The sequence below is a fragment of the Lysinibacillus telephonicus genome, from assembly GCF_003966145.1.
Lineage (GTDB): Bacteria > Bacillota > Bacilli > Bacillales_A > Planococcaceae > Ureibacillus > Ureibacillus telephonicus.
In genome coordinates this window covers 1-15,213 of the sequence record NZ_RXNR01000084.1, presented here as the reverse complement: position 1 = coordinate 15,213, position 15,213 = coordinate 1, and the positions used below count along the sequence as shown (strand labels likewise).

The window sequence follows — 15,213 nt, the reverse complement described above, 5'->3', positions numbered from 1 at the left end:
CTCCATTAGTACAGCCTCCCAATAAACTAAATAATACTAGTTTACTAGAAGTGTATTGAATAGTGAAAAAGTGTTCAAACCAAATGAGCAAATTCTGTTGATTCTATTTTAGCGTTTACAAGTGAGTACAGACTATCTTCTTGGCCGTACAAACACCACAGAACCTACCCCCCAAGACAATGAAGATGCTGAATTCCAGGCATTCATAAATGATCCTGAACTTCAGGTATGGTACAAAGACCTTCCTAAGTCGGATGAAGAAGAACTACGAAAACTTCGTACTATTTGGGAAATGATTAAAACAGAACATAAGAAATAGGCATACCATCGAAGGGCTGCCTATTTTTTCAACCTTAAATGTAATTTTTATACTAATTTATATTTTATTACTAAAATCATATTTATAGTACATTCCAGGAGGCAAAATGAATAATATTATAGAACACACATCAGAAATCAAGTCAGACCCTAGATTAATTTATGAGGCATTAGGAAGTAAAATTATCGAATTCGATAGTATTTCAATTGCAGAACAAATAAAAAATGCTTCAGATGCTAAAGCCGAAGAAATTATCGTTGATTTCTCTAAAATATATGAGGATTTAATAGAAATAAAAGACTTTGGATCTGGAATGACTTTAGATGAAATTAACGAAAAGTGGTTTTATATAGCAGCAAGTGATAAAAACAATGATTATTCTCAGCAAGGTGGAAAAGGAATCGGCCGCTTTAGTTTATTCAGATTGGCCAATACTATTGATATTATTACTGTTTCAAATAATAAAAAATTTTCATTTAAATTGGTAAAACATCAACTTGAATCACTGAGTAGCTTATCTGATCTAAAAATAAAAATTAATGAAAGTGATACTTCGGATGTTAATGGAACTACCATTCGTTTAACCGAACTAAATAATTTAAATTTAGATGAAATAACAGAAGATTTGGAGAATCTAAATACTCCATTCCAAAACCGTACTTTTAAAATTTTGTACCCTGAAAATTTTTCTGTTAAAAAGTATCTCGAACCTAAAGAAGCGATCGATGATGCGCCATTTTATGCATCTATAGAATTTGAGGGAAACCAAATTATTTCATATAACTTCAGTTGCCATTACCATGGAATAACTTTATATGAAAATAGTAATAAAACAACTTTACAGAATCTTATCTTGTCAGAAAATATTCCTTCAATAGATATAGGAAGAACTAAAGTTACAATTTACAATTATTTCTTTCATCCTTCTTATAGTAATGTTACAAATGAGAGAGAAGAGGAACTAAAAAATAAATTTTTAAGTGCCTATCAAGGTATCAATGTGTATAGAAATGGATATAAAATTTATGGTCATGGCAAAGAAGATTGGTTGAAATTAGCCGAAAAAAGGTTAAAAAGATCTAGTGACAACATTGATAATAAACAAACATTTGGCTATGTTATTCTATGCCCAGAAAAATCGGTTTATCTTGAAGAAAAAACAAATAGAGAAGGGTTTATAAGAAATGACACATCAACATACTTTACTAAAATAATTGATGCTATTATTACTCAATTCGGACAAGATAGAAAAAAATCTATCTCTAAGATTAAAGTTTTAGTAAATAAAAAAGGACAAGCTAAGCGGCCAAATAAATTTGTTTTAGATACTACTACCGGTTTTATTGGTGCTAGTGGTGCTGCTGCCACTAGTGGTACTATTGGTAATTCCGGTAGTACTGTTACTGGTACTACTATTGATACTGCTGTTGGTACTTCTAGTGGTGCTGCTACTGGTGCTGTTGTTGGTACTTCTGGTGGTGCTGCTACTGGTGCTGTTATTGGTACTTCTGGTGGTGCTGCTACTGGTGCTGTTATTGGTACTTCTGGTGCTGCTGCAACTGGTACTGTTGTTGGTACTTCTGGTGGTAAAAATATTTATACTAAGTCTTCTACTATTGGATATATAAATTCAAATATCAAAAACAATATACAATCTCCAAAAGTAGCTGCTTTAGTTAATGAAATTACTACAATAAATATTGATAGATATACCCTTGCTACTGGATTTTTACTACGAAGTCTAACTGAAGTAATAATGGATGAATATTTAAGAAAACATCTTTCTAGCCTTCAATCACATTTTAAAGACTATATTATTAACTCAAATAATAATATCAAAAAATCATTTACTACTAATAACAATAATGTTGAAAAAGATATTTCAATCAAAACCAAATTGATGGACTTCAAAAGGTATTTAGCTAGTACTAACACATTCGATAGTCGATCGCTAAAACACTTAGATGATTTAGCTACATGTATTGATGATATAAATCTTGCAATGCATTGGACCCACAAGACTGTTAGTACAAATACATTACAAACCAATTGGCAAAACTCTATTTTCTTTATCGAATTTATTTGTAAATCAATATAACAAAATATAAAAGTACAGAGCTATAATAAAAACTCTGTACTTTTTAGTTTTTTAGCTATTTCCTTGGCCATTAATGGTGGAACTGCATTTCCAATCTGTTTAAATGCTGCCGTTCTGGAATCTTCGAAGTAGAAATCATCTGGAAACGATTGTATTCTAGCTGCTTCTCTTACCGTTAATGATCTGTTTTGCTCTATATCAGGATGAATATAGTAGTGACCATCTTTGGAGATATGAGCTACAATTGTATGTGAAAGTCTTTCATACTTTATGTTTTTGTATCTATCCAAAAACGTGTCGGTATTTTTATGTGTTTTTAAATCTTCTGGAAGTTCATTATACTTTAATACCTTCCCTTCGTTGTTCCAAGCTTCTACAACTAGTCTATAGATATTTAGGTCATTTTGATTGTTTGCTCTTGCAACATGCTGAGTAAGAATATTCCAGTTTTTTTGTCTAATATCACTTATTGCTTCATGAGGGTCCTTTATATATTGTTTCTCTCCGTTAACAGATTCACCCGCTTTAATTTTTGGTAAATCATCAAATAATGTTTGAATTGTTGGCGCATCTATGTTCAGGTTAAATTCTGGATATTTGAAAGGTAGGTCATGTTTCCATCCAATAATTATTACACGTTCCCTAAATTGAGATACCCCAAACTCACTAGCGTTTAGAATACGATAATCTACCTTATAACCAGCATTCCTCATATTTCGTTTAATATTCTGAAATACTTTTCCTTCTTGGGCTGTTAGAATACCTCTCACATTCTCAAACACAAACATCTTTGGCTGATATTTTCTTAGAAATCGGACATAGTAGCGATAAAAATAATTTCTCGGATCATTTTTCATCCTATTAGGGTCTCTTGATATGCCTGCAGTCGAATACGCTTGACATGGTGGTCCACCAATTATTAAGTCAACAGTATCCCCCTCTATTAATTCATCAATCTGTTTAAAAATCTTAGGAATAGTCTTATTGCTTATCTCTGCTTCTATTACTCTATCCAAAATGTTTTGGGGAATACTTTCATATAATTCATCTCTAGTAATTTTTTTTAATAGGTAATTAATATATATATCAAGCAAGACATTTTCTTTTAAATAATAAAATGCTTCCCTTGTTTTTAAAGTATTACATGCACTTTTATCCATTTCTACATGGGCTATAATTTCATACCCTTCTTGTCTAAAACCTTCTGATAATCCCCCAGCACCTGCAAATAAATCTATTATCTTCACCGAGCTCAACTCCTTAAAAAAATTATACCAGGTCTATTAGCATAAACAAGAAATTTTTTCAATAATAAAGAAGTTTTAAAAAAACATTTCACTTCTTAATTTTATATAATAAATTAAATAAGAACGTTTATTCCTATTTTTATTACTAAATCGGAGATAGTTCTATGAATAGCACTAGTCATACGGAGGATTTTGTAAAGGATATGTATACGAAAATAGGTATTTTAGAGCCTAAAAACCTAAATTTTCAGAATGTGGCTGGCCAAGTTAGGAACAAATTAACCAAGAGTTTTATCACGAACTTGGCCATGTTGTTCTCCATATCGGGAATCAACGACAGATGACTGATAGTTTTAGGAGATATAAAGAATCTAAAGCAAATCATTTTATGTATCATGCATGTGTACCTACTTTTATGATTTAAAAAAATAAATCCAAAACTGATATCGGTTAAGTAAATTTCAAAATTATTTAATGTAGAAGAAGAATTTGCTCGAAAACGACTCGAACAATACATAAATAAAGTATCTCTACATCTAAAATCACAAACTACCTAAAATCTATTAAAAAGAAGACCATTATAGAATCATTAAACCTGTGTGTATTTCGCAAGTAAAATTTGAGCCATTTATTAATTAAAAACTGAGCCACTTAAACCGAACTATTTTCTAGCCATTCTTTTGTATCTAATATTCGATAAGATGGTCCAACCATGTCTATCATATAAGCTCTATGTGTTAATCGATCTGTTAAAGCGGCTGTTAAAACTGGATCATGAAATATTTCTTCCCAGCGATCAAATGATAAATTACTCGTAACGATGGTAGATGCTCGTCCTGCACGAAGGGAAAGATGAGTAAACAATAATTCTGCACCTTCTTTATCAAAAGAAATATAACCTAGCTCATCGATAATCACTAAATCATACTTTTCAAACCGCAATTCAAATGAACGTAGCGTTCTTTCAGAACGGCTCTCCTTTAATTGATTGACCAGTGATGATACAGTTGTGAAATACACCTTATACCCAGCTAAACAAGCTTCAATTCCTAAACCGATCGCAATATGGGTTTTACCTGTTCCAGGTGATTCAATTAATAAGACATTCTGTTTTTCTTGAATAAAGTCTAATTTCTTTAAATGTGAGAGGCGAGAGGCCGCATTCTGCGGTAATCTCTCTATCTCTAGTTCAGTTAATAGTTTCTTTTCAGGAAAATTTGCCGAACGAATCCGATTCGCTTTTGCTCGCACTTCTCGATCTTGCATCTCTTGCACCAGTGCGTGATATAAAAAATCCTCTGCTGTTTGATGTTGTTTCCATATATCATCTTCTTGAATAAATGCTCGAATACTTGGTAGTCGAAGTTCTTTACACATTTCAATCATTTCTTGTCGCTTATCCATTAATGAAGCACCCCTGTCTTTTTAGTTTCGAATAATGCCGTAATCGCTGAAAGATTTTCGAGAGATTGGGTGGTGACCTCATTTTTGGGATGTACAGTTTTATGAATGTGTTCGCCTTGATTAGCTAAGAAAATAATCTTATCTGTTGATATTTGAACCATAGGGTTCTTCTCAAGTTGTTCAATCGCCGCTAAGACTTTTTCTAGATTGTTATGTTCTTTTAGATACATAAGTAACTCTAGAAAATCTCTCTCATTTCCAATATAATAATCTTTGTATAATTTTTTTATTTTTGTTGGTGCTTGACTCAAACATTCACTTTGAGCCAATGCACCTTTTTTCTTTTCAAATGTACGTAAGTAATGATATATATCCATTACCCATTGGTGACTCTGCCAACTCCGTTTATGGGTTGCGATACGCGCCTTTTCACTAAAAATAAGTATTTTTTCCGCACTTGCTTTTACTTTGACCCATTCTCCAACACGTCCTTCTGGGACAGAATAACGATTTTGTCTATAAGTAATTGTACTGTATTTGTCTACTCTAAATTCAAGCAACTCAGATGCGTCAAACGGAATAATATCTGCACTTACTTGCCGAGCTGCACGTTCTTCTAGCATTAATTCATGGTGCGTTTGTTTTTTCTTATAATGTTTACGAGAGTTTAATTTCATGATGATTTCTGTTAGGTAGGCCTGAGCTTCTTCTATACTTGTAAAAGTATCTCGATGGGCAAATGCTTTCCGGCGGATGTATTCTACACTCCGCTCCACATGCCCCTTCTGATTTCCTTTTCTCGGTTCACATAGTCGTATTTTAAAATGATAATGCATCGATAGATTTTTCATACCATCGGTAATCTCACGCTCAGTTCCAATAAAGTTCTTTACGACAGTTCGCATATTATCGTATGTGAATACCTCTGGTACAAAGCCCAAATAGTTAATACACTTTACATGTGCATCTTGTACACAAACCACTGTTTCTGATTCATACAAATAGGCAAATCTATCATTACTATATGGTAAGGTAAAGACCGCCATTGAAAGAGAACGTAACGTTTGATCAATGAATAATTTTACTTCTCCCCAGTCAAACTCAATTTCATGACCAGCAGTTGCCTTTTGACGAATAAAGACTTCTTTTTGACGTTTCTCCTCGCTATTCACAAAATTTCTAACAGTGGTGTAACTAATTTCAAAACCTTCATCTAATAACTTTTCATGAATATCAATCATTTTTAGTTGTTGCTTGTGCATTTGATGTTGTCGTTTATACTCGTTGTCTTTTAACATTTTTCGAATACGTTTCATAACAGTTGGTGTTAATGCACGTTTCTTTCCTTTCCGTTTTTTATACGACGGAGGCGTTAGATAGTTATCTGTAATTGGTATATCCCTAATATCTAGCTGTCTTTTTTCAAGATCTTCTTGAATATACTTTTTTACAGTATTGCGAGAGATCCCAAGCTCCTTTGCAATTTGACGTTGACTCTTATTTTCTTGATGAAAGGCAAGTAGCACTTTCTGTTTCTTCTCCAATGAAATCACCTCTATACGCTCCTAACTCTATGAAGTTAGGATTATTTTCATATAAAAGTGGCTCACTTTTCAATTGCTATGGTGGCTCAGTTTTAGCTTATCAAGTACACCTGTGACAATTAATTTAGTTGAATTCATATCTTATTTTGTTATATGGCGGTGATTTTATATGAAACTAGGAGAACTATTAATAAAGTTACGAGCAGAAGAATCGTTAAGAGATGCAGCAAAGCGAATTGGTATATCTAGCACTGTTGGAAAAAGGAACTGATAGTCGAACAAATCAAACTCCTAAGCCTATCCCTGCAGTGTTGATGAAGATTGCATGGAGCTTATATGAAGTTAATTGAAGTTGTAGGTTACTTGGGTGAAGCAGAGTATACTCCTGAATTACAAATCCCCTTTCCTAATAATCCAACGTTGCAGCAATGGTATAAAAAATTACCACAATGTAACGTAGAGGATGTTGAAAAACTAATAAATATGTGGAATTTAATCCATACAAAACTATAGGATGGTAATCTCATGTACTGCATACAAATAAATCAATAAAGCTACTTAGAAATGTACTGCAGAAAGTCTACATGATCCTATAACTGGTAAACACAAACAAGTATCTAGACGTGGTAAAAGTAAGGGCGAAGCTAAAAAACGAGTTGAAGAAGCTATTGAAGAATTGAAAAGAGGTTACAAATTTGATTTTAAAATAAAATTTCAAGAATTTAGTAAGTAATGGTTAGAACCGGATCGATTGAAAGGTAATAAAGAAACAACAAACGAGCATAGAGCCTTTTGTATTAGTTTATTAAATCGATATATTGCAAATACAAAAATGACAGACGTTACAACACTCAATTTCCAGAATGCATTTAACCACTTGTTAGTATTGGTAAAGCACAAAATACGCTTAAAGGTACACGGAATGTAGCTAAATTGACATTTTCATCTCCTAATGATTTAGGCGTTATCGATATAAACCAATTAGATACAGTATTTGTCCCAAAAAGAAAATTAGAAATTGAAGAGATAAAAGGAGTAGAATACAAGAACTTTATTTAGAAACAGATGAATTAAAAGAATTTTTAAAGTATACGGATCGATATCGAAATATCGTATATCGTACTCTTATTTACTTAATAGCTTTTACTGGTATGAGACCTGGTGAAGCTCTTGCATTAAAAACAGAAGATATTGATTTAGAAGAAAACTAATTAATATAACAAAGACAACTTATGCAAAAAAGAGCTTAAAGGGTGATTTTAAATTAACTCCACCTAAAACACTAGTTAGTATTAGAGTGGTAGAAATAGACGATGTTGTGGTGGAAAATCTACGATATCTACTTAATTTTAATGAAAACAAGGATTGGGAATACGTTTTCGGGGATAAATCCGGAATCCCCCTACGGTAAAGCTTTTAAATCAGACAGTAAAAAGAATAGGTAAAAAACATCAATCAAGAAAAGCTTCCGAATTTATATTTTACCTCATACGCATATCAGTCTACTTGCTGAGGCATTAGTTGATTTAAATATTATAATGGATAGAGTTGGGTATAAGAACTCTAAAACAACTACTGAAATTTATCTACATGTCACAAAAGGCATGAAAGAAAATGCTGCTCAAAAAATGCATGCTAAGTTTACAGAGTTGTTTAAGAGAAAATAAAAATAGTTTACTTTCTATAAAAATATGCTATATTTTAACTAATATTATATTTGATTTTTGAGGAAGCACCTCAGAGATGTAGTAGTATAACTACGTCTCTGGGGTGTTTTTTTACTTAAAGGAGGTGAGTCAAATGTCAGTAGCACAAATAAGTAATATAATAATGTTTCCAATTATACTTTTTCTTTTTATAGTTATTGTTTTTTATGTTGTAATTGCATCTATATTCAAAAAATCTAGAAATACTTTAAAAGTAAAACTATCACTACTGATTTTTCTATTCATATCTGCAATTATAGTTTTTGCAATTACATTGAATGCTGATTAAATTAGAATTTCCAAGGAATAAATGTGACCTTTCTGTTCACGGATAACATTTATTCCTTGGAAACTTTAAGGCTTTAGAGAATTATGAACACCTATATTCATGGTAAGCGTTCATACTTTCGACCTCATTTCTTTTTTATTCACATCCCTTATTATAACAGTACTTTTTGGGAATTTACAGAAAGTAGGCTTTCATATTTTTTCGCGTACTTTCAGATTTTATGTGATTTTAGAGTTACCTTGTGTGACAGCAATTTTGTGCAGACAAACCAGTACAAAGTTTATATTGTTAATAAATAAGTATCAGTCATTTTAGAGAAACCCCCTACCTCAGTTACCTTACATACCAAGTATACAAAAAGTAGGAATTATGTATCCTTTTAAGTGAAGCTTTTTATACTCCATTACCCAGCTAAACTAGTATGTGAGCGAGAAATGTATTCGACATTTATCTATCATAATGATCTTCACATTGCTTATACAAATTTTTATTGCTTCTATCAGTTTTCCAAATGAAAATAAAATAGAAATAATTCAACAGAAATGGCGAATACCTAATGCTGATTTAAAAAAATATTAAATTATTTTATGAAAATCAAAAAGTATTTTAGGAGTTCGACAATGACTAGTAGTTTACCAAAACGGAGGGCGGGCTAATATGAAAAAAATATTACTTTTAAACGTATGGCTGTAACTTAGATTATTCAAATATTGCTTACTTAGTAAAAGACCGATTGAGACCTTTTGAAATAGTATGGGGCGAAATTCCTAGAAAAGTAGATCCTAAACGAAATGTATTATTCCAATATGATGTTTACGATGTAAACGTGGAAATGAATAAAAAAAGTAGAGATGTATAATCACCAATATTTAATTAGTGAGGATCATCTGAGCGCTTTCGAATACTCTCTTTCTAAACTAAATAAAGGCATCCATACTCGTTGCCATCTAGATGCAAGGGGCCATTTCTATGTTGAAATAGATAATGTAGAATACTCTGCTCGAACACTTTTACCATGGGATAAAGAAACAAGAATAGTTTTTTTGGATGAGGATGCTCATGCCAACACCTTTATACGCTCTCAACTACATCTATTGCCAACTGAACTGCCTTACTTAATACTTGATAGACAATTAAGTTATGAAGAACAGGAGCTAAAGGTAAGGAACTGGATTCATCAGATTCTGTTAAGTTGCAAATAATGGGGGTTGTTATATTAAAAAAACCGCATTTCACTTAGGAGTGAGCACTGTCTGAATTGTATTTTTAATTATAAATTAATAATTGCTTTAATTTAATTTAATTTTTTTCTAGCCCAAAATAATTGATGGTTAAATATAAAATAACTTTCACACACTTTTCTCGTAACTACTTTGAACAGGATGTGATATGAATGAACGAATCAAAATTTGCAAAATTAGATCCAGAACAAGTTCAAGAACTACAACAACTTGAGGAAAAATTAGAAGTAACACTCCTCGCATACGACCAATCCATCAATGAAAGTTTTAACCAACAAAACAAAAGTGTAGAGTCTCTAGACTAATCTGTTCTAATAAAGTGCTTGGGTGCTAATATACAGGCACTTTTTTATTTAACCTTCTTTCTCTAACGCGTTAATGGTAGTAATGACTTCCCCACTATCAACACTTATAAAATAAATTAAAGCAGGTGAATTCATTATATCAGGATGTTCTTCAGTATCTAGAAAAACTTTCCATGCCCTTACATCTTTATTGTAGTCTGCTGAATAAACGTATACTGCTCGAGTTTCAACATCAAACTCTTTCCATAAAAATGCGGTGTTGTATCCTTTTGATTTAGCATCTTCGAGAGCAATCTCTTCCGCATCTTCTTTAGATACCCTTTCATAGTTATCCAATACCTGTACTCCTAATAATACAATCGAAAGTAATAAAAGGATTAAAGGGATTACTAGTTTTTTCATCATACACCTTCTTTAACAAACTAGATTTAATAAATTCAAATTAACAACCACTTACTTCAATAAGTATATCAGTTTTTTACATCGTACCTACCTAAGTACAATTCCCCTATTTTCATATTACTTTATTCATCGAACGATAAATTGTCTATTAAGATATTATTCCCCAATCGAATTTATAATTACTTGACTAAAGCAACTATTTGATGCAATAATAAAAATCTAATATTTCTAACAATTCAAAAAGAGGTGCCGATATGGATAAACAAGAAAATTTAGGAATCGAATTTAGAAGGTTTAATCGTTTTTATACTGATGTTTTAGGCTTTTTAAATGAACACATTTATGATAGTCCCTTTTCTTTAAGTGAAACTCGTATTTTATACGAAATTTATAATTCAAAAGAATGTACGGCTAAAAATATTCAAGAAAAATTAAATTTGGATGGTGGATATGTTAGTAGAATTATTAAAAAATTTGAAAAGGAAAAAATGATTTATAAAGTAAAATGCAAAGAGGATGGCCGTAATCACTTACTATTTGTTACAGATCATGGGAAAGTAATATACAAAGAATTAGAAAAAAAAGCAAATGAACAAGTTAATTTTATTCTACAAAATTTAGACTCTAATAAAAGAGAAAAACTTATCTCATCCATGACTGTCATTCAGGAAATTCTCTCAGACTCACTGCTAAAAGAAGATAAGTCAATTTCTTTAAGAAGCTATTATATCTCAGAAGATATCAAAATAATGATAGAACAACAATGGAACTATTATCGTGATGTTTGTCAATGGGATGAGAGCTTTTTAACTTATTTACATAAAACTTTCGACGATGAAATAGAAAGAATCTGGATAGCTGAAATAGAGGGACATTTTGCAGGATGTATTGGCTTGGTAAATACAGGTAACCATGTTGGTCAATTAAGATGGTTCTTTGTAAATCCACATTTTCAAAATAAAGGCATTGGAAAACTGCTGATTGAATCTATTATTCAATATTGCAAAAACCATAATTATAAAAAGCTTATCCTTTGGACCGTGAGTGATATGGGAAATGCTAGAGTCCTATATAAAAAATTTGGGTTTGAAATAACAGTTGAAAAAGAAAAAACAAAGTTATGGGGGAAAGAATTAGTAGAAGAACGATGGGATTTAGAGATTTAATTTAGGAGTAAAATTTTTTATGAAAATAAAGTTTCATTATGCGTGGATTATTATTCTTATTACATTTTTAACGTTTTTAACAGTTCAAGGTATTCGCCTATCATTTGGTGCTTTTATTGAACCATGGGAGAATGAATTTTCATTAGATAGAGGGACAATTTCTCTTATTTCTACTCTAAGTTTTATTGTTTACGGTATTTCTCAACCAATAATAGGAAGATTAGTAGATAAACTAGGGGCGCGCATTATTTTATCATTTAGTACTTTGCTCGTAGGGATTAGTATCGTATTGATATCCTTCGTGAATCAGCCTTGGCAGCTATTTTTTCTCTATGGGGTTGTAGTATCTATTGGTGTTGGAGGAACCTCAAATGTAGCAGCATCCGTTATTGTAACGAATTGGTTCAATAAAAACCGAGGACTTGCTTTTGGAATTATTGAAGCTGGTTTTGGAGCTGGACAAATGTTGTTAGTTCCGGGTTCTTTACTTTTAATTGATATGTTGAGCTGGAAAGCTACTGTTATTATTCAGGGTGTTCTGTTAGTCATTTTAATCTTCCCCATCACACTATTATTTTTAAGGAATCATCCCATGGAATTGGGTTTAAAGCCTATTGGAGAAAATATAATAGATACATCTAAAGAAGATACTAAAAATATAGAAAAGACATTTTCTATTTGGCAAGTTTTTTTAAAAAAGGAATTTTGGTTTTTAATTTTACCTTTTGGTATATGTGGTTTCACTACTACTGGATTAATGGATACTCATTTAATCCCATTTGCACAGTTATGTGGTTTTTCAACAAGTACAACAAGTTTTGCAATTAGTATATTAGCTGCTTTTAATATAATTGGCATTCTATTATCTGGTATTGTGGCTGATATTTGGAGTAGTCGGAAGTTTCTGATTGTATTATATACTTTTAGAGCCTTATCACTTTTTATTCTTATATTTAGCAGCGATCCATATTTATTTATTATCTTTGCTGCCATATTTGGTTTAGTTGATTTTGCAACTGTTGCACCTACTCAATTATTGGCAACACAATATTTTAAGGATTATTCTATCGGTTTTATTTTAGGCTGGTTATTTTTAAGCCATCAAATAGGATCTGCGTTAGGTGCCTACTTACCTGGACTTTTTTATAATATGACAGGAAGTTATATAAACTCCTTTTATTTATCAATCATTCTATTAGGAATCGCCGCTTTTTTAAACTTTTTACTGCCTGAGCCTTTTAAAGCTTCTTTAAAAGAAATAAAATTAAAGAAGCATACCTAATTATACAGTGAATTTTATGAGGGAGTGATTCATGATAATAATTAAAATGACAAATCACGATTTTGATTTATTGCCATATCAAGATGTAAGTCTAAAATGCTTTAATCCACTTATTAAGATTTATAAAAGTAGAGTTACAGAGGCAGCTAATGGTAATCATACTGTTATTAAAGAAAACTTCTATAAAGAACTTAATGAAGGTCAAAGAGCATTGTTTATGTTTTATACTTTTTACAATCACGCTTGTAAATCGATATTAGAGTTTTATTGGTGGAGTGCATATTTTATGGCTCAACCTAAAAGCTGGTCTGCCATCAAGGCAGGTGTTAAGTTTTTCGATGATGAAGCTTTCCTTCGACTCCTTGAAGATATTGAATTAGAGCTAAAAAGACATCATCATCCTGTCACTTTAGAACAATTTCATGTTACACGTGATGATCTTGGACGAAATCAACAACTCAAATCAGCAATCGATTCGCTTTATATTAGCTTTGAAAAGACCTCTCCACTTTCGATTAATAAAATAAATAACTATATTGAACAAAATATTCAACAATTTATTAGTATACAAAATTAAAATTCATTTTTCTTGCAGCATCTACTATAAAGATGCTGTTTTTTTAATTTTTCAGCCTTTTACATATGCTATTTTTATTTGGCATTACTCATGTGAATTGCCACTGAAAGTTCTGTATTCCAATCCAAGCAGCCTTTTGATTTCTTCTTCGACCCAATTACGTAATGCTATATTCATATACCTCTGAGTATAAATATTACCACGATCTATTATTACATATTCAGTTATTAATTGATCAACCTTGGTTTCGGATTGTATTTTGATGCCGCTCTTTAAAAGTTGACTCTTCACTTCTTTTAATTCTTGCTGTAATTCTTTTATTTTTTTATCAAACCATATTTCAAACGCAGATTGCATTTTCATATCACTTATATAATTTCTATCACGTTCGAGTGTTCTAATTGCTAAATTGTTAATAATGCATTTGTGTATCAATTCATTATTTTCGAGAAACATTAGATTACTTCACGCTCTCTATGGAATTCTGGAACTACTGCAAGAACATTATTAATTAAAAATATTCGTTTTGCACGTTTTAGAAAACAATATGCTTGAAATGTATCATGAGACATTTTAGAGATTCTAATTCGTCTTTTTGTGATTTCTCCACTTTTAGATATATAAATTATTGCTACTATCTGATTTCGCTGAAAAGCTTTTAATAATTGTTCCCTCATTAACCTATCCTCCTTAATCACATTATAGAACAAACGTTCCCTTTTTAGTACAATAAAAAATTACCAGTTAAGCTATAAGACTGGCAATTGGATTTTCAAAAAGTATTTGAACGATTAATTTCCAAATTTAAGCCAATCCAATTTCAAAATATTGTATAATAAAACTACTTAACCACGAAGGGACTGAACTATGCACAGATATCAATACTTTATTCCATATATAAAATAACATTCGGAGGTAAGGATATTGATAACAGATTTATACACTGAAAGATTACATTTAAGAAAAATGGACGTTTCTGATTCACAAACCTTATTCAAAATTTGGTCTGACCCAGATGTTACTAAATTTATGAATATCGAAAATTTTCATCATGAAAGTCAAGCTACTGAAATAATTACCTATCTTGATCAATTGGCCAGCGAAAATAAGGCTATTCGTTACTCTATTATTGAATTAGAATCTAATGAAATAATCGGATCTTGCGGGTACAATTCGTTAGATTTTGAGAACGATAAAACTGAAATCGGCTATGACATTGCTAAAAATTACTGGGGTAAAGGGTATGCTCCTGAAGCAATCTCTGCCCTATTAAATTATGCATTTAACTCCCTCAACCTTAATAGAGTTGAAGCTAAGGTGGAGCCTGAAAATTTAAATTCAATAAAAGTTTTGCAAAAATTAAATTTTACTTTTGAAGGAACATTAAGGAAAGCTGAAAAATCTAAAGGCCGCTACGTCGACCTAAACATCTTTTCTAAACTAAAAACGGATTAGTAAAGACCACAGTATTACAAGTATTGAATAAGTAAAAAGACTGTCCAGAATTATTACTGATATGCTCCCTATTAGGTAGACAGATGAAAAAATAAAAATTCATCTACCTAATAGGGGGCTTTTTTTATGACCTTTTATAAGTATCCAAAAGAATTTATGTTAAAAATCATTCAACTTT

Annotated in this window: 20 protein-coding genes; 14 read left to right on the top strand and 6 right to left on the bottom strand. The window is 31.3% G+C overall.

What is annotated here, in order from left to right; all coding sequences use genetic code 11:
- The first annotated feature begins 121 nt into the window (after nt 1-121).
- Both EKG35_RS18415 and EKG35_RS18410 read left to right on the top strand, forming a co-directional pair.
- The gene (locus EKG35_RS18415; RefSeq protein ID WP_246020485.1) at nt 122-319 is read left to right on the top strand and encodes a hypothetical protein; all 198 of its coding nucleotides are present in this window, start codon (nt 122-124) and stop codon (nt 317-319) included.
- A gap of 106 nt (nt 320-425) precedes the next feature.
- Nucleotides 426-2,417: an ATP-binding protein gene (locus EKG35_RS18410; RefSeq protein WP_126296002.1), complete on the top strand. Its 1,992-nt coding sequence runs from the start codon at nt 426-428 to the stop codon at nt 2,415-2,417.
- 20 nt (nt 2,418-2,437) lie between these two features.
- Here EKG35_RS18410 and EKG35_RS18405 read toward each other — a convergent pair whose 3' ends face one another.
- Nucleotides 2,438-3,664 (bottom strand): DNA cytosine methyltransferase, encoded by a 1,227-nt coding sequence (locus EKG35_RS18405; RefSeq protein ID WP_126296001.1) that lies wholly within the window; start codon nt 3,662-3,664, stop codon nt 2,438-2,440.
- Between the two features lie 277 nt (nt 3,665-3,941).
- On the opposite strand from EKG35_RS18405, the gene EKG35_RS21670 reads away from it, so the two are divergent.
- The gene (locus EKG35_RS21670; RefSeq protein WP_126296004.1) at nt 3,942-4,088 is read left to right on the top strand and encodes an ImmA/IrrE family metallo-endopeptidase; all 147 of its coding nucleotides are present in this window, start codon (nt 3,942-3,944) and stop codon (nt 4,086-4,088) included.
- A 227-nt stretch (nt 4,089-4,315) separates the two neighbouring features.
- Here the strand turns inward: EKG35_RS21670 and istB are convergent, their stop codons facing one another.
- Nucleotides 4,316-5,068 carry an IS21-like element helper ATPase IstB gene (gene istB / locus EKG35_RS18395; protein WP_126296000.1) on the bottom strand — a complete coding sequence of 251 codons (753 nt, stop codon included), beginning with the start codon at nt 5,066-5,068 and terminating at the stop codon, nt 4,316-4,318.
- Nucleotides 5,068-6,612 carry an IS21 family transposase gene (gene istA, locus EKG35_RS18390; protein WP_126295999.1) on the bottom strand — a complete coding sequence of 515 codons (1,545 nt, stop codon included), beginning with the start codon at nt 6,610-6,612 and terminating at the stop codon, nt 5,068-5,070. The genes istB and istA overlap by 1 nt, the downstream gene beginning before the upstream one ends.
- A gap of 336 nt (nt 6,613-6,948) precedes the next feature.
- On the opposite strand from istA, the gene EKG35_RS21075 reads away from it, so the two are divergent.
- From EKG35_RS21075 to EKG35_RS18370, 7 genes are all read left to right on the top strand, one after another.
- Nucleotides 6,949-7,125 (top strand): hypothetical protein, encoded by a 177-nt coding sequence (locus EKG35_RS21075; RefSeq protein WP_185807818.1) that lies wholly within the window; start codon nt 6,949-6,951, stop codon nt 7,123-7,125.
- A 79-nt stretch (nt 7,126-7,204) separates the two neighbouring features.
- On the top strand, nt 7,205-7,345 hold the full coding sequence (locus EKG35_RS21665; RefSeq protein WP_410799574.1) for a hypothetical protein: 141 nt from the start codon (nt 7,205-7,207) through the stop codon (nt 7,343-7,345).
- A gap of 307 nt (nt 7,346-7,652) precedes the next feature.
- Nucleotides 7,653-7,823 carry a tyrosine-type recombinase/integrase gene (locus EKG35_RS21660; protein WP_126296003.1) on the top strand — a complete coding sequence of 57 codons (171 nt, stop codon included), beginning with the start codon at nt 7,653-7,655 and terminating at the stop codon, nt 7,821-7,823.
- 327 nt (nt 7,824-8,150) lie between these two features.
- Nucleotides 8,151-8,279: a hypothetical protein gene (locus EKG35_RS21490; RefSeq protein WP_281274637.1), complete on the top strand. Its 129-nt coding sequence runs from the start codon at nt 8,151-8,153 to the stop codon at nt 8,277-8,279.
- Between the two features lie 133 nt (nt 8,280-8,412).
- On the top strand, nt 8,413-8,607 hold the full coding sequence (locus EKG35_RS18380) for a hypothetical protein (RefSeq protein ID WP_126295998.1): 195 nt from the start codon (nt 8,413-8,415) through the stop codon (nt 8,605-8,607).
- 851 nt (nt 8,608-9,458) lie between these two features.
- Nucleotides 9,459-9,809 (top strand): hypothetical protein, encoded by a 351-nt coding sequence (locus tag EKG35_RS18375; RefSeq protein ID WP_126295997.1) that lies wholly within the window; start codon nt 9,459-9,461, stop codon nt 9,807-9,809.
- 191 nt (nt 9,810-10,000) lie between these two features.
- The gene (locus EKG35_RS18370; RefSeq protein ID WP_126295996.1) at nt 10,001-10,153 is read left to right on the top strand and encodes a uroporphyrinogen-III decarboxylase; all 153 of its coding nucleotides are present in this window, start codon (nt 10,001-10,003) and stop codon (nt 10,151-10,153) included.
- 48 nt (nt 10,154-10,201) lie between these two features.
- Here EKG35_RS18370 and EKG35_RS18365 read toward each other — a convergent pair whose 3' ends face one another.
- Nucleotides 10,202-10,555, bottom strand: a complete 354-nt coding sequence (locus tag EKG35_RS18365; RefSeq protein ID WP_126295995.1) for a hypothetical protein — start codon at nt 10,553-10,555, stop codon at nt 10,202-10,204.
- Between the two features lie 254 nt (nt 10,556-10,809).
- Here EKG35_RS18365 and EKG35_RS18360 point away from each other — a divergent pair, with 254 nt between their 5' ends.
- From EKG35_RS18360 to EKG35_RS18350, 3 genes are read left to right on the top strand one after another with little or no spacing between them, the layout of a single operon-like run.
- On the top strand, nt 10,810-11,721 hold the full coding sequence (locus EKG35_RS18360) for a bifunctional helix-turn-helix transcriptional regulator/GNAT family N-acetyltransferase (protein WP_126295994.1): 912 nt from the start codon (nt 10,810-10,812) through the stop codon (nt 11,719-11,721).
- A 19-nt stretch (nt 11,722-11,740) separates the two neighbouring features.
- Nucleotides 11,741-13,003 (top strand): MFS transporter, encoded by a 1,263-nt coding sequence (locus tag EKG35_RS18355; protein WP_126295993.1) that lies wholly within the window; start codon nt 11,741-11,743, stop codon nt 13,001-13,003.
- Nucleotides 13,004-13,034: 31 nt separating this feature from the next.
- A complete protein-coding gene (locus EKG35_RS18350) occupies nt 13,035-13,580 on the top strand; it encodes a hypothetical protein (protein WP_126295992.1) in 546 nt (181 codons plus the stop codon).
- A gap of 84 nt (nt 13,581-13,664) precedes the next feature.
- Here EKG35_RS18350 and EKG35_RS18345 read toward each other — a convergent pair whose 3' ends face one another.
- The gene (locus EKG35_RS18345; RefSeq protein WP_126295991.1) at nt 13,665-14,036 is read right to left on the bottom strand and encodes a YhjD family protein; all 372 of its coding nucleotides are present in this window, start codon (nt 14,034-14,036) and stop codon (nt 13,665-13,667) included.
- A complete protein-coding gene (locus tag EKG35_RS18340; RefSeq protein WP_126295990.1) occupies nt 14,036-14,257 on the bottom strand; it encodes a transcriptional regulator in 222 nt (73 codons plus the stop codon). Before EKG35_RS18340 ends, EKG35_RS18345 begins: the two co-directional genes overlap by 1 nt.
- Nucleotides 14,258-14,504: 247 nt before the next feature.
- Between EKG35_RS18340 and EKG35_RS18335 the strand changes: the two genes are divergently transcribed.
- Nucleotides 14,505-15,035, top strand: a complete 531-nt coding sequence (locus EKG35_RS18335) for a GNAT family N-acetyltransferase (RefSeq protein WP_126295989.1) — start codon at nt 14,505-14,507, stop codon at nt 15,033-15,035.
- The last annotated feature ends 178 nt before the right edge of the window (nt 15,036-15,213 follow it).

What these genes read in the sequence shown, in the direction of transcription:
- istB (WP_126296000.1), bottom strand. Translation starts at nt 5,068, where the DNA reads ATGGATAAGCGACAAGAAATGATTGAAATGTGTAAAGAACTTCGACTA.
- EKG35_RS18410 (WP_126296002.1), top strand. Translation starts at nt 426, where the DNA reads ATGAATAATATTATAGAACACACATCAGAAATCAAGTCAGACCCTAGA.
- EKG35_RS21490 (WP_281274637.1), top strand. Translation starts at nt 8,151, where the DNA reads ATGGATAGAGTTGGGTATAAGAACTCTAAAACAACTACTGAAATTTAT.
- EKG35_RS18360 (WP_126295994.1), top strand. Translation starts at nt 10,810, where the DNA reads ATGGATAAACAAGAAAATTTAGGAATCGAATTTAGAAGGTTTAATCGT.
- EKG35_RS18365 (WP_126295995.1), bottom strand. Translation starts at nt 10,555, where the DNA reads ATGAAAAAACTAGTAATCCCTTTAATCCTTTTATTACTTTCGATTGTA.
- EKG35_RS18380 (WP_126295998.1), top strand. Translation starts at nt 8,413, where the DNA reads ATGTCAGTAGCACAAATAAGTAATATAATAATGTTTCCAATTATACTT.
- EKG35_RS18370 (WP_126295996.1), top strand. Translation starts at nt 10,001, where the DNA reads ATGAACGAATCAAAATTTGCAAAATTAGATCCAGAACAAGTTCAAGAA.
- EKG35_RS18375 (WP_126295997.1), top strand. Translation starts at nt 9,459, where the DNA reads ATGTATAATCACCAATATTTAATTAGTGAGGATCATCTGAGCGCTTTC.
- EKG35_RS18340 (WP_126295990.1), bottom strand. Translation starts at nt 14,257, where the DNA reads ATGAGGGAACAATTATTAAAAGCTTTTCAGCGAAATCAGATAGTAGCA.
- EKG35_RS18355 (WP_126295993.1), top strand. Translation starts at nt 11,741, where the DNA reads ATGAAAATAAAGTTTCATTATGCGTGGATTATTATTCTTATTACATTT.
- EKG35_RS21075 (WP_185807818.1), top strand. Translation starts at nt 6,949, where the DNA reads ATGAAGTTAATTGAAGTTGTAGGTTACTTGGGTGAAGCAGAGTATACT.
- EKG35_RS18350 (WP_126295992.1), top strand. Translation starts at nt 13,035, where the DNA reads ATGATAATAATTAAAATGACAAATCACGATTTTGATTTATTGCCATAT.
- EKG35_RS18345 (WP_126295991.1), bottom strand. Translation starts at nt 14,036, where the DNA reads ATGTTTCTCGAAAATAATGAATTGATACACAAATGCATTATTAACAAT.